Annotated in this window: 12 protein-coding genes; 5 read left to right on the top strand and 7 right to left on the bottom strand. The window is 69.0% G+C overall.

The window, feature by feature from the left end; genetic code table 11:
- The first annotated feature begins 51 nt into the window (after window positions 1-51).
- Window positions 52-1,545 (top strand): MFS transporter, encoded by a 1,494-nt coding sequence (locus F3T56_RS21855; protein WP_149826961.1) that lies wholly within the window; start codon window positions 52-54, stop codon window positions 1,543-1,545.
- Between the two features lie 163 nt (window positions 1,546-1,708).
- Window positions 1,709-2,470 (top strand): TetR/AcrR family transcriptional regulator, encoded by a 762-nt coding sequence (locus F3T56_RS21860; protein ID WP_149826963.1) that lies wholly within the window; start codon window positions 1,709-1,711, stop codon window positions 2,468-2,470.
- Between the two features lie 7 nt (window positions 2,471-2,477).
- On the opposite strand, the gene F3T56_RS21865 is transcribed toward F3T56_RS21860, so the two are convergent.
- From F3T56_RS21865 to F3T56_RS21875, 3 genes are all read right to left on the bottom strand, one after another.
- Window positions 2,478-2,948 carry a PPOX class F420-dependent oxidoreductase gene (locus tag F3T56_RS21865; protein WP_149826965.1) on the bottom strand — a complete coding sequence of 157 codons (471 nt, stop codon included), beginning with the start codon at window positions 2,946-2,948 and terminating at the stop codon, window positions 2,478-2,480.
- Between the two features lie 153 nt (window positions 2,949-3,101).
- Window positions 3,102-5,429: an MFS transporter gene (locus F3T56_RS21870; protein WP_484422100.1), complete on the bottom strand. Its 2,328-nt coding sequence runs from the start codon at window positions 5,427-5,429 to the stop codon at window positions 3,102-3,104.
- Window positions 5,430-5,529: 100 nt separating this feature from the next.
- Window positions 5,530-6,063, bottom strand: coding sequence for a MarR family winged helix-turn-helix transcriptional regulator (locus F3T56_RS21875; protein WP_149826969.1), 534 nt, complete (start codon window positions 6,061-6,063; stop codon window positions 5,530-5,532).
- Between the two features lie 172 nt (window positions 6,064-6,235).
- Between F3T56_RS21875 and F3T56_RS21880 the strand changes: the two genes are divergently transcribed.
- Window positions 6,236-6,433, top strand: a complete 198-nt coding sequence (locus F3T56_RS21880; RefSeq protein WP_149826971.1) for a hypothetical protein — start codon at window positions 6,236-6,238, stop codon at window positions 6,431-6,433.
- 284 nt (window positions 6,434-6,717) lie between these two features.
- Here F3T56_RS21880 and F3T56_RS21885 read toward each other — a convergent pair whose 3' ends face one another.
- The 4 genes from F3T56_RS21885 to F3T56_RS46290 all read right to left on the bottom strand — a co-directional run bounded on the left by F3T56_RS21885 (window position 6,718) and on the right by F3T56_RS46290 (window position 9,731).
- Window positions 6,718-7,647: an RNA polymerase sigma factor SigF gene (locus tag F3T56_RS21885; protein ID WP_149826973.1), complete on the bottom strand. Its 930-nt coding sequence runs from the start codon at window positions 7,645-7,647 to the stop codon at window positions 6,718-6,720.
- Between the two features lie 499 nt (window positions 7,648-8,146).
- Complete coding sequence (locus tag F3T56_RS21890; protein ID WP_149826975.1) at window positions 8,147-9,022, bottom strand: RNA polymerase sigma factor SigF; 876 nt, start codon at window positions 9,020-9,022, stop codon at window positions 8,147-8,149.
- Window positions 9,023-9,216: 194 nt separating this feature from the next.
- Complete coding sequence (locus tag F3T56_RS21895) at window positions 9,217-9,510, bottom strand: Dabb family protein (RefSeq protein ID WP_149826977.1); 294 nt, start codon at window positions 9,508-9,510, stop codon at window positions 9,217-9,219.
- A gap of 44 nt (window positions 9,511-9,554) precedes the next feature.
- Complete coding sequence (locus F3T56_RS46290) at window positions 9,555-9,731, bottom strand: hypothetical protein (protein ID WP_172639066.1); 177 nt, start codon at window positions 9,729-9,731, stop codon at window positions 9,555-9,557.
- A gap of 371 nt (window positions 9,732-10,102) precedes the next feature.
- Between F3T56_RS46290 and F3T56_RS21900 the strand changes: the two genes are divergently transcribed.
- Both F3T56_RS21900 and F3T56_RS21905 read left to right on the top strand, forming a co-directional pair.
- Window positions 10,103-11,128 carry a peptidoglycan-binding protein gene (locus F3T56_RS21900; RefSeq protein WP_149826979.1) on the top strand — a complete coding sequence of 342 codons (1,026 nt, stop codon included), beginning with the start codon at window positions 10,103-10,105 and terminating at the stop codon, window positions 11,126-11,128.
- A 243-nt stretch (window positions 11,129-11,371) separates the two neighbouring features.
- Window positions 11,372-12,285, top strand: a 914-nt coding sequence (locus F3T56_RS21905; protein ID WP_246203747.1) for a glycoside hydrolase family 25 protein, incomplete at its 3' end; no start/stop codon positions are given.

The raw sequence follows: 12,285 nt of genomic DNA on the forward strand, positions 1-12,285 counted from the left end.
CGCCGAATACCGCGTTGTACGCCGTATAAGAACTGTTCTACGGTGTACAGCATGTCGACCTCCGCCACCCCCGAGGCCTCCAAGTACCCGGTTTCCCAAGGCCACCCCCAGCGCTGGCTGATCCTCGGCGTCATCTGTCTCGCACAGCTCACCGTGCTGCTGGACAACACCGTGCTGAACGTGGCCATCCCCTCCCTCACCGAGGAGTTGGGCGCGGCCACGTCGGACATCCAGTGGATGATCAACGCGTACTCGCTCGTACAGTCGGGCCTGCTGCTCACGGCGGGCAGCGCGGCCGACCGCTACGGCCGTAAGAAGATGCTGATCGCGGGTCTGGTGCTGTTCGGCATCGGCTCGCTGGTGGCCGGACTCGCCCAGACCACCGGGCAGTTGATCGCGGCGCGGGCGGGCATGGGAGTCGGCGGCGCGCTGCTGCTCACCACGACGCTCGCCGTCGCCATGCAGATCTTCACGCCCGAGGAGCAGCCGAAGGCGATCGGCATCTGGGCCGCGGTCAACGCCCTCGGCTTCGCGGCCGGCCCTCTCGTCGGCGGTTTCATGCTGGGGCATTTCTGGTGGGGCGCGATCTTCCTGATCAACCTGCCGGTCGCCGCGGTGGGGGTGGTCGCCGTGATCGCCCTGGTTCCCGAGTCGAAGAACCCGCAGGGTGATCGGCCCGACCTGCTGGGCGCGATGCTGTCGACCATCGGTATGACCGCCCTGGTCTACGCGATCATCTCGGGCCCCGAGCACGGCTGGACCTCCGGCCAGGTACTGGCCACGGGCGCCGTCGCCGTCGTCGTCCTCGCGGCGTTCGCGTACTGGGAGAGCCGGATCCCGTACCCCATGCTCGACCCGCACTTCTTCCGAGACCGGCGGTTCACGGGCGCCGTCGGCGGTGCGGTGCTCATCACCTTCGGGATGGGCGGGGCGCTGTTCCTGCTCACCCAGCATCTGCAGTTCGTGCTCGGCTACGACGCGCTGGAGGCCGGTCTCAGGACCGCGCCGCTCGCCCTGGTCGTCGTCGCGCTGAACTTCACCGGGCTGTCGGCCAAGTGGACGGCCAAGCTGGGGATGCCGGTGTCGATCGCGCTGGGGATGGTGCTGATGTCCGGGGGGCTCGTCTCCATCGCGACGATGGCCTCCGGCGGTTATGCCGGGACACTGCTCGGGTTGGTGTTGATCGGGGTCGGTTGCGCGGTCGCCAATCCGGCCATGGCTCACGCGATCATGAGTTCTATACCGCCGGCCAAGGCGGGGGTCGGGGCCGGGATCAACGGGACGTTGGCCGAGTTCGGGACGGGGTTGGGGGTGGCGGTGCTGGGGGCTGTGCTCAACTCCCGGTTCGCGGCGGAATCCCTGCCGGGGGCGTTGGCGGGGGTGAGCTCTTCGGAGGAGAAGCGGAAGGTCATTGACACGTTTTCCTCCGGGTTGGAGTTGAGTTTGCTGGTGGGGGCGCTGGCTGTGCTGCTTGGGGGGTTGGTGGCGGCGGGGTTGCTGCGCAGGGCGGAAAGGGCGGATTCGGGGGTGGTGGTCGCCCACTAGCTCGGGGGGTTGGGGCTGTTTCGCGGCCGCGGGTCGTGTGGTTGATCGCGCCCACGCGGCGGAGCCGCAAATCGACACAGCCCCGCGCCCCCTTTGGTTGTTGGGGGCGTTGCGTGCCTAGCATCTGAGCAGTTGACGTACAAAAGACTCTGGAAGGTGCGCCATGCCTAGGGCAGCCAGTCAGGCCGAAGGGGCCGTGCGGGCCAGTGTCTGGCTGGACAGGAAGGCCCGGGCCCGGCGAGGCGGGCAGCCGTCAGGGCTGGATCGGGAGCGGATCATCACCACGGCCGTGCGGTTGTTGGACGGCGAAGGGCTGGCCAAGTTCTCGATGCGGCGGCTCGCCGCCGAGCTGAATGTGACCGCGATGTCGGTCTACTGGTACGTGGACACCAAGGACGATCTGCTGGAACTGGCTCTCGACCGGGCGTTCGGCGAGCTGGTGCTGCCCGGGGAGGGCGCCGGCGAGGACTGGCGGGACGAACTCCGCATGCTCGCCAAGGAGTACCGGGCGGTGCTGGTCCGGCACCCCTGGGTGTCGCCGCTCGCCGGTACCTTCCTCAACATCGGCCCGCACTCGCTCGACTTCTCGCTCGCCGTGCAGCGGGTGATCCGCGGCACCGGGCTCCCCGCCCACGGCCAGACCGGCGCGATCGCCGCCGTCTTCCAGTTCGTGTACGGCTTCGGCACCATCGAGGGGCACTTCATCCAGCGCTGCGCCAGTGCCGGCATGACCCAGGAGGAGTACTTCCGCCACGCGATGAGCGCGGTGTCCGACACCCCTGAACTCGGCGAGATCGTCCAGCAGTCCGCGGACCTCATGGAGGCCCGCGGCGGCGACACCGTCGAGGAGATGCGCGAACGGGACTTCACCTACGCCCTGGAGACCCTCATCGCCGGCATCGAGGTCATGGTCGACCGCGGCTGAGCCCGACTCACCCCTCCTCGACGAGCCGTGCCGGGAAGCCACCGGTCGCCACCGGCCCCCACTTCACCGGTGTGACCCGGATGATCGACTTCCCTTGCTTGATCATCGCCTCCCGATACTCGTCCCAGTCCGGGTGTTCGCCCGAGATGTTCCGGAAGTACTCCACCAGCGGCTCGACCGAGTCGGGCGAGTCGATGACCTCCGCCGTTCCGTCGATCTGGACCCAGGGGCCGTCCCACTCGTCGCTCAGCACGACGACGCTGACCCGCTCGTCCCGCTTGGCGTTCCGCGTCTTCGCGCGCTCGGGGTACGTGGAGACGACGATCCGGCCCGAGCCGTCGACACCGCATGTCAGCGGCGACGCCTGGGGACTGCCGTCGGCCCGGCGGGTGAGGAGGAGCGCGCGGTGGCGGGGGCGTACGAAGTCGAGGAGTTCTTCGAGGGAGACCTTGGTGTTGGTCGCGATGTTCCGTGCCATGGCGCACAGCGTAGGGCCGGGAGCGCCTAATAGCTCGGGGGGAACTGGGGTCTTTGCGGTGCGGGTACGTCGTGGTTCCTCGCGCCCACGCGGCGGAGCCGCATATCGATACAGTCCCGCGCCCCGAAAGGGGCGCGGTCCGAACTGTGTGAACTACTCGCCGGGGTGGGCGAGTTCGATGTCGTGGTCGTCCACGCCGGGGCCGGTGACCGTTAGCGCCGTGGCCACCGGCGGGTAACCGCCGGCGATGACCGTGTACTCGCCGCCGTTCAGGTCGGTGAAGGCGTACGCTCCGTCCGCGCCGGTGGTGGCGGTGCCGACGACGTTGCCCGCCGCGTCGACGAGGGTCACGCGGGCGTCCGCCAGGGCCCCGCGCGGCGTCCGTACGACCCCCTGGAGCCGGGCCCCGGCCTCCAGGTCGACCTCGATCCGGGTGACGCCGGTGCCGTCCATCTCGACGGGCAGGGCGCGCGGGCAGTACCCGGCGGCGTTCACCGCGACGGTCACGGCACCCGGCACCAGCTCGGCGAAGCCGAACTCGCCCTCCTCACCGGTGTTCCCGGTGGCCAGCACCTCCCCGCGCACATCGGTCACCACGACCATGGCGTCCTTGACGGGCAGTGCGCTCTGCGCGGTACGCACGACGCCGCTCAGGCCGCTCGTGCCGCTCAGCAGGACGTCGTACGAGACCGGCTCGCCGTCCACGACGACCGTGGACGCCTGCGGCTGGAACCCGTCGGCAGCGGCGATCAGCACATACGACCCGGCACCGGGCGCGTCCACCGCGTAGGCCCCGTCGGCCCCCGCGACCGAACGGCCGAGCTGACGGCCATCGAGCGAGATCAGCGTGACGGCGGCCCGGGGGACGGGCACGTTCTCGGCGCCGCGCACATGCCCCCGGATCGAGGTCCCGCCGGAACCGACGGGCGGCACCGTGGCGGTCTTCTCGGCCGCCGCCATGGTCTCTTCGGCCACCGGCAGCACCATCGCCCCCTTCTTCTTCAGCGGTACCTCCTTGATGAAGAGGGCGAAGACGAGGGCGAGGAGGGCCATGGGCGCGGCGTAGAGGAAGACGTCGCCGATGCCGTGGCCGTAGGAGCTCTCGATGACCGTGCGGATCGGGGCGGGCAACGAGTCCAGGTCGGGGATCTCGCCGTGGCCCACGGACGAGCCGGACACGCCGAGTTCGGCTAGGCCGTCCTCCGCGTAGTGGGTGATCCGGTGGCTGAGGACCGCGCCCAGGGCGGAGACGCCGATCGCGCCGCCGAGGGAGCGGAAGAAGGTGACCACCGAGCTGGCGGCGCCCAGGTCGGTCGGGTCCACCTGGTTCTGGGTGCACAGCACCAGGTTCTGCATCATCATGCCGACGCCGAGCCCGAGCAGCGTCATGAAGACCGCCACATGCCAGTACGCGGTGTCGTATCGGAGGGTTCCCAGCAGCCCGAGGCCCGCGCTCACCAGCACACCACCGGCGATCAGCCAGGCCTTCCAGCGGCCGGTGCGGGTGATGACCTGCCCGGAGACGGTCGAGGAGACGAACAGGCCGGCGATCATCGGGATGGTCAGGACGCCGGACATGGTCGGCGACTCGTTCCGGGCCAGCTGGAAGTACTGGCTGAAGAAGATGGTGCCCGCGAACATCGCGACGCCCACGAAGAGCGAGGCCAGCGAGGCCAGCGTGATCGTCCGGTTGCGGAACAGCCGCAGCGGAATGATCGGCTCGCTCGCCCTGGCCTCGACGAGCACGAAGACCGCGAGCAGCGCGACCGTGCCACCGACCATCGCGTACGTCTGCCAGGACACCCAGTCGTACTTGTCACCGGCGAAGGTCACCCAGATCAGCAGCAGGCAGACCGCGGCCGTGATGAGGAAGGCGCCCGCCCAGTCGACCTTGGCCTTGACCTTGCGGCGGACGGCCGGCAGGTGCAGGGTCCGCTGGAGCACGATCAGGGCGATGACGGCGAAGGGCACGCCGACGTAGAAGCACCAGCGCCAGCCGAGCCAGTCGGTGTCGGTGATGACTCCGCCGATCAGCGGGCCGCCGACCATCGCGGTCGCGAAGGTGGCGCCGAGGTAGCCGTTGTACCGGCCGCGTTCGCGCGGGGAGATCATCGTCGCGAGGATGATCTGCGCCAGCGAGGAGAGCCCGCCCATGCCGATGCCCTGGACGGCGCGGAACGCGATGAGCGTGCCGGAGTTCTGCGACAGCCCGGCCGCGGCGGAACCGAGTACGAAGATGACCAGCGCCAGCTGGATCAGCAGCTTCTTGGAGAACAGGTCGGCGAGCTTGCCCCACAGAGGGGTGGACGCGGTCATCGCGAGCAGCGACGCGGTCATCACCCAGGTGTAGGCGCTCTGTCCGCCGCCCAGGTCCTTGATGATGTCGGGCAGAGCGTTCGACACGATCGTCGACGACAGGATCGCCACGAACATGCCGAGCAGCAGCCCGGTCAGGGCTTCCATGATCTGCCGGTGGGTCATCGGAGCGCCGCCGCCGTTCCGGCCGCCGTCGACGCTCCCTCCGTGCTTGGCGTGAGCCCGCACACCGGCTGGTGTGGTCGTTGCCATGGTCTTCCTTCTCTTACGTGCGCTTTGCGGGTGTACGGGGGGTGGTGATGTCTGTGCCTGTGTCTGGGGGTACGGGAGCGGCGGCCTGCGGCGGCGTCCGGGGCGGTCGGGGTCCCGCCCGGCAGTCGTCGAAGCTCTCGCGCAGCCGGCCCATGAGCCGGACGAGCTCTCCCACCTCGTCGTCGGACCAGTGGCTCAGCCGGTCGGCCAGCAGGCGGGTGCTGCGCCGGTGGAGTTCGGCGAGCTTGTCCCGGCCCGCGGGGGTCAGGCGCAGGATGCGCGAGCGCTTGTCCGCCGGGTCGGGGAGGCGTTCGATCCAGCCGCGTTCGGCGACGTGCGCGACATGGCGGCTGGTCACCGACGTGTCCACCGCGAGCAGCTCGGCGAGCCTGCTCATCCGCATCTCGCCGTGCCGGTCGAGGAGTGTCAGCACGCCCGCGCTGCCGCCCGGGCAGTCGTACGGCAGCATCCGCGCGATCTCCCGCTTCACGACTCCGACGGCGCTGAGCTGACGGGCCAGCTCCTCGTAGTGCGCCTGCCTGGTCATGACCACCCTTCCAGATTTGTTGCTTAGGGCAACCATAGGAGTGGTTGGTTGCCGCAGGCAAACGAAATCGGGCATCTGCGGACCAAGTCTTGGCAAAGGAGGGCGAGTGATCAGGCCCGGGCGAAGTACCCGGGTTGGGTGCCCCCTCCCCGATTCGCTAGGGTCTCGGGCCATGGCTGACAACCAGGGCCCCCAGGGCAACTACGACCCCGCGGGCAGCACCCAGATGTTCCGCGCCTTCGTCGACGAGACCCCGGCCGGGGGTCGGCAGGCCGCGGCGGCGTCCTCCGGGCCGCGTGTTGGTGTGATCGTCGGTGCTATCGCAGCGGTGGCGGTTGTGGCCGCCGTTGTGTGGCTGGCGTTGGCCTAGTACTTCGGCTTGGCCGCAGGGCGCCTACTCGTCTGCCGGGTTCGGTGATCTTGCGGCCGCGGGTCCGTTGTGGTTGCTCGCGCAGTTCCCCGCGCCCCTAAAAGCCCGGGCGCGACCCATGCCGCCAAGGGGCGCGGGGCTGTGTCGATTTGCGGCTCCGCCGCGTGGGCGCGACCAGCCCCCACCCACCCGCAGACAACGAACCGGCCCTCTACGCACAGCGACCGCCGGGATGCCGACACCTTCGGCTCCCGGCGGTCACACGTGTAACGAAGTGGCTCGACTCAGTCGGAGATGAGGCCCTCACGGAGCTGGGCGAGGGTGCGGGTGAGCAGGCGGGAGACGTGCATCTGGGAGATGCCGACCTCTTCGCCGATCTGTGACTGGGTCATGTTCGCGAAGAAGCGGAGCATGATGATCCGGCGCTCGCGAGGCGGCAGTTTGGCGAGCAGGGGCTTCAGGGACTCGCGGTACTCGACGCCCTCCAGCGCGCTGTCCTCGTAGCCGAGACGGTCGGCCAGGGAGCCCTCGCCGCCGTCGTCCTCGGGGGCGGGGGAGTCCAGCGACGACGCCGTGTACGCGTTGCCGACGGCGAGGCCGTCGACGACGTCCTCCTCCGACACGCCCAGTACGGCGGCGAGCTCGGTGACCGTCGGGGAGCGGTCGAGCTTCTGCGAGAGCTCGTCACTGGCCTTGGTGAGGGCCAGGCGCAGCTCCTGCAGCCGCCTCGGCACCCGGACCGACCACGAGGTGTCGCGGAAGAACCGCTTGATCTCGCCGACGACGGTCGGCATCGCGAACGTCGGGAACTCCACGCCCCGTTCGCAGTCGAAGCGGTCGATCGCCTTGATCAGGCCGATCGTTCCGACCTGGACGATGTCCTCCATCGGCTCGTTGCGCGACCGGAAACGGGCGGCGGCGTAACGCACCAGCGGGAGGTTGAGCTCGATGAGGGTGTCCCGGACATAAGCACGCTCGGGGCTGTTCTCGTCGAGTGCGGCCAGCCGCAGGAACAGGGAGCGGGACAAGGTGCGGGTGTCGATGTTCGCCGAGGCCGACAAGGCCGGGAAGTCAGTCGCCGGCGGAGCCTGGGGACCGGGAAGGTCCGGAAGGCCCGGAAGCTCCTGAAGGTCCTGAGGGGCCTGGAAAGCGTCGGGCGTGGTCTCGCTCTTGACGAGCGTGAGCACCTTCGAGCTGCCCTGGTCTGCGGACATGCCACCCCCTTTGGGTCGCGGACGGTCGCGGCGGACGCTCCGTCGTAAGGAACGCAGCCTCCACCTGAATACCGGCGGCGAGGCCACGGCAAACGCGCTGGGGGAAGAATGTCACACGTCGGCAACGCGATGTAGTGACATGTCGACATGGAGAGGGTGAATAGGCCCTGGAAACAAGCGGTCTGACGGTGTTTCGGGCCAGAACTGTCGGAAAGTGGCGCGATGAGCGATTCGCTCTCGCCGGTGATGCCTCGCCAGCGCATTCGGTTATGCCAGATGGCCTGGGCACGTGTGCCGCTGGCCAATTCTGTGCGCCCCGCCTGCCTTCGTGCGCCCCGCGTGCCCCATGGTCCATCGCCAGTATTCGGGAGGGGAACTAGTTACCGCCGGTCACGCCCTGAAGGGGCGCGGGGAACTGCGCGAGCAACCACAACGGACCCGCAGCCGCAAACCCCCAGGCCCCCCGAGCTATTAGGCGCCCCTGCCCCAAGCGGAGCGCTCACGCCTCGATCCGGTTGGCGGAACGCAGCCGCGCGAAGCTCCGCGCCAGCAGCCGCGAGACATGCATCTGGGAGACCCCCAGCTCCGCGCTGATCTGCGACTGGGTGAGGTTGCTGTAGTAGCGGAGCAGCAGGATCCGTTGTTCGCGTTCGGGGAGTTGGACGAGGAGATGGCGTACGAGGTCGCGGTGTTCGACGCCGTCGAGCTCGGGGTCCTCGTAGCCGAGTCGGTCGAGGAGCCCCGGCATGCCGTCTCCCTCCTGGGCGGCCTCCAGCGAGGTCGCGTGGTACGAGCGTCCGGCCTCGATGCAGGAGAGGACCTCGTCCTCGCTGATGCGCAGCCGCTCGGCGATCTCGGCGGTCGAGGGGGCGCGGCCGAAGGCGGTCGTGAGGTCCTCGGTCGCGCTGTTCACCTGTACCCACAGCTCGTGCAACCGGCGGGGGACGTGGACCGTGCGGACGTTGTCGCGGAAGTACCGCTTGATCTCGCCGACGACGGTCGGCATCGCGAAGGTCGGGAACTGCACACCCCGGTCCGGGTCGAACCGGTCGATGGCGTTGATCAACCCGATCGTGCCGACCTGGACCACGTCCTCCATGGGCTCGTTGCGGGAGCGGAAGCGGGCGGCCGCGTAGCGCACGAGCGGGAGGTTCGCCTCGATGAGCGCCCCGCGCACGCGGTTGTGCTCGGGGGTGCCCGGCTCCAGGTGCTTCAGTTCGCCGAAGAGCACCTGGGTGAGGGCCCGGGTGTCGGCGCCGCGACGTTTCTCCGGAACGGGGGCGGGGGCGGGGGCGGGGGCGGAGTCGGGGGCCGGGGCTTCTTCCTGGGGTGGCGCAGTACTGGCCGACACGGTCAACGCCACCTCTTCATCCATCAACTCAACCGTCAAAAGCGGTCATAGCATCACAAGACATGTGCACTGTGATCAAGCACCGCATATCCTCGTGTTGAGGGAGAGTTGGGGGTGAGCTGAAGGTGGGCGCGGGTATTTCAGGCATAAAAGGGCCCCGCACCGTTCGAGTGCGGGTCGAGCCGTGCGGCTGCCGTACGGCCGTACGGCCCTACGGCTCAGAACTCGTAGTCGGCGATCACCCACGTGGCGAACTCGCGCCACAGTGCGACGCCCGCCTGGTGCTCCGGGTGCTCGACATACCGCCGCAGGGCGTCCACGTCGTCGAACGCAGAGTTGATCGCGAAGTCGTACGCGATGGGTCGGTCGCTCAGGTTCCAGCCCAGCTCCCAGAAGCGGAGCTCGGGGATCCTGCCGTCGAGCGCGCGGAAGGCCTCCACCCCCGCCACGACGCGCGGATCGTCGCGCTCGACGCCCTCGTCGAGCTTGAAGAGGACCAGGTGGCGGATCATGGGTGCTCCGAGAAGGTCGTACGACGTGCTGCGACGTGTGGGTACTAGTCGGCCCCGTTGGCGATCCAGGTGAAGAAGTCGCCGATGGACTGGGCGGCGGTCGAGATGCCCTCGAACCCTATCTGGACGTAGCCGGCGGCATTCTCCGGGTCGGTAATGATCACGTAGAAAACGAAGACCACGAGCACGAACAGCGCGATCTGCTTTCCTCTTACCGCCACAGCGGCCTCCCCCGCCTCGTGTGCCCCGTGGGCCCCATGGATCCGATGGGTCCCTCTTTGTCGGCGGCGAGTGTAACCCGATCACTCGTTCGCAGGTGATCTCCGGAACGGTCGGTCCGGCGCCGTGGCGATCCACGGGGGCAGATGCCGACGGTTCAGTCCGGTGACCGGCCGGAACTCCAGCACGGAGGGGTGCTTCGGGTGAGGGGGAGTAAGGGGTGGGGGAGTTTTGGTGGGTGAAATCGCAACTCGTCCGAGGGAATGGGGCGTCAACTACATTTTAGGTACGTGGGTTTGACGTATCCATACACGGGGGCCGTGCACGGCCATGGGCCGGGGCAGCGGGTGGAACGGATCAGGACACGGGGACGATGAGCGGATTACCAGGCGAACAGAGGGAACAGAGGGAACAGTCGGAGGGGGTCGCTCTCGCGGAGATGCTCCGGCGGTGGTGGGAGCAGGCGGAGCCGACCCCGACTCAGGAGTCGCTGGCGCGGAGGGTGGGGGTCAACCAGGCGTCCCTGTCCCGATATCTCAATCCCCGCCGTGACCAGAACGCGCCGCCGCATGTGATCGAGCTGCTGCACAAGCACCTGGGCGCACCGGCCGAGGAACTGGATCAGGCCCTGGCCCTGCATGCGGCGGTGATCGGGGACCCCGAGGCGAAGCGCCCCGGTCCCGGGGGCGGGGGCGGTCGAACGGACACTGTGCACATCGGGGTGGCGCCGCTCGGCCCAACACCGGTGAGCGGGGCGGTCCCGAGATCGGCGGCTCTTCTCGCCACCCGGTTCGGGCAGGGTGCCTGGGGGACGATCGCCGTGGCCGTGTCCGTCGTTCTTGTCATCGCCCTGGGTGTCTGGTGGGTGACCGCGGGCTCCGGTACGGGCGATGCGCCGAGCGGGGCGTCGGGCGATGCGTCGGCCAGTGCCGGCGCCACCGCCACCGCCGACCTCTCCCAGTGGCAGTTGACGCTGAGGGGCCACTGGGGGTGGAAGGCGCGGACCGTTCAGCATCTCCTGGTCGCCCATGGGTACGAACTGGAGGTCGACGGCAAGTTCGGGCCGAAGACCGAAGCCGCCGTCAAGGCGTTCCAGAGCAGACACGGGCTTGTGTCCGACGGCAAAGTCGGGCCGAAGACCTGGCCGTTGCTCGTGCGGGTCGACACCCATGCCGACCGGGACGGGGTCATGGCGCTCCAGGAACTGCTCCACAACCTGGGGATGCCCTTGGACGTCACCGGCGTGTTCACCTCCGCGACGGCGCAGAACCTCTCCGCTTTCCAGAGGGACCATCAGCTTCCGGAGACCGGGGAGGCCGACGCCGCGACCTGGCGTGCGCTGATGGCCGTCCAGCCGCCGCCCGTCAGCTCCCGGCCGTCGTCCGCCCAGCCGTCCTGACCCGCGGGCGCCTTATGCATTCCGCCCTGGGATGCCGTGCATCGTCGCAGGTCAGGGGTGTGCATACGGCGGGACGCGTGCATGCATGGGGTGAGGCTTCGCAACTGTGGAGGTCGACGGAAGCGGCACGGCAGAGTTGAGACATCCCCCGGCTCGGCGGTGCGGACTCGTCACCGCACACGCCATCTCGACCTGTTCCCAAGGCCTTTCCGAACCCACGGCATTTCCGAAGGAGATCCGACCGTGCTCACGCATGCCCTCTCGCACTCCCGACCAGTTCGTCTGGCGGCGGCGGTCGCCGCGACCGCCTCGCTCGCCTGCGGTGCCCTGTTGGCCGGCGCCTCCACCGGCGTCGCGGCGCCCCCGAGTTCGTACGGGGTGAAGGGCATCGACACCAGCCACTACAACCATGACGCGACAGACAAGGCCATCGACTGGAAGCGTGTCGCCCGGAGCAACAGCTTCGCCTTCCTCAAGGCGACTCAGGGCACCGGCAACAAGGACCCCTGGTTCGCCCGGGACTTCAAGGCCGTCTCCGCCACGTCGATGCTGCGGGCGCCGTACCACTTCTTCGACCCGAAGACCACCAAGGACGGCGCGGCCCAGGCCGATCACTTCATCCGAACCGCAAGCGCCGCCGGATACACCGGGACCAAGGCCCGACAACTGCCGCCCGTCCTGGACATCGAGAAGGTGCGAGTCGACAACAAGGAGATGTGCCCCAAGGCGCTGCGCTCCGACCAGCTCAGCGTTTTCCTGAAGCGGGTGAAGTCGGCGTTCAAGGTGACGCCCATCGTGTACACGCGCTCCTCGTTCGTGCGGGAGTGCCTGGGCGGCAAGGGGCAGGTCTTCAAGGGCTATCCGCTGTGGCTCGCCCGGTACGGCAGCGACGCGTACGAGCCGCCGCCCGTGCCGGGGGCGGGTGCCTGGACGTTCTGGCAGTACACCGAGTCCGAGCGGGTGCCGGGCATCCCGGGCAAGAACGGGTCCGTCGGCATCGCCGACCGCAACGTCTTCCGGGGAACGCCCGCCCAGCTGCGGGCCATGGCCAACCTGGGCGGCACACCGATGCCCCAGCCGCCCGCGTCCTGGCCGGTGGTGAAGTCGGGTCAGCGGGGTGTGGATGTGGCGACCGTCCAGCTGCTGCTGACGGCCCG

This window comes from Streptomyces tailanensis (assembly GCF_008386495.1).
Lineage (GTDB): Bacteria > Actinomycetota > Actinomycetes > Streptomycetales > Streptomycetaceae > Streptomyces > Streptomyces tailanensis.

What these genes read in the sequence shown, in the direction of transcription:
- F3T56_RS21900 (WP_149826979.1), top strand. Translation starts at nt 10,103, where the DNA reads ATGAGCGGATTACCAGGCGAACAGAGGGAACAGAGGGAACAGTCGGAG.
- F3T56_RS21885 (WP_149826973.1), bottom strand. Translation starts at nt 7,647, where the DNA reads ATGTCCGCAGACCAGGGCAGCTCGAAGGTGCTCACGCTCGTCAAGAGC.
- F3T56_RS21875 (WP_149826969.1), bottom strand. Translation starts at nt 6,063, where the DNA reads ATGACCAGGCAGGCGCACTACGAGGAGCTGGCCCGTCAGCTCAGCGCC.
- F3T56_RS21880 (WP_149826971.1), top strand. Translation starts at nt 6,236, where the DNA reads ATGGCTGACAACCAGGGCCCCCAGGGCAACTACGACCCCGCGGGCAGC.
- F3T56_RS21890 (WP_149826975.1), bottom strand. Translation starts at nt 9,022, where the DNA reads ATGGATGAAGAGGTGGCGTTGACCGTGTCGGCCAGTACTGCGCCACCC.
- F3T56_RS21895 (WP_149826977.1), bottom strand. Translation starts at nt 9,510, where the DNA reads ATGATCCGCCACCTGGTCCTCTTCAAGCTCGACGAGGGCGTCGAGCGC.
- F3T56_RS21865 (WP_149826965.1), bottom strand. Translation starts at nt 2,948, where the DNA reads ATGGCACGGAACATCGCGACCAACACCAAGGTCTCCCTCGAAGAACTC.
- F3T56_RS21860 (WP_149826963.1), top strand. Translation starts at nt 1,709, where the DNA reads ATGCCTAGGGCAGCCAGTCAGGCCGAAGGGGCCGTGCGGGCCAGTGTC.
- F3T56_RS21870 (WP_484422100.1), bottom strand. Translation starts at nt 5,429, where the DNA reads ATGACCCACCGGCAGATCATGGAAGCCCTGACCGGGCTGCTGCTCGGC.
- F3T56_RS21855 (WP_149826961.1), top strand. Translation starts at nt 52, where the DNA reads ATGTCGACCTCCGCCACCCCCGAGGCCTCCAAGTACCCGGTTTCCCAA.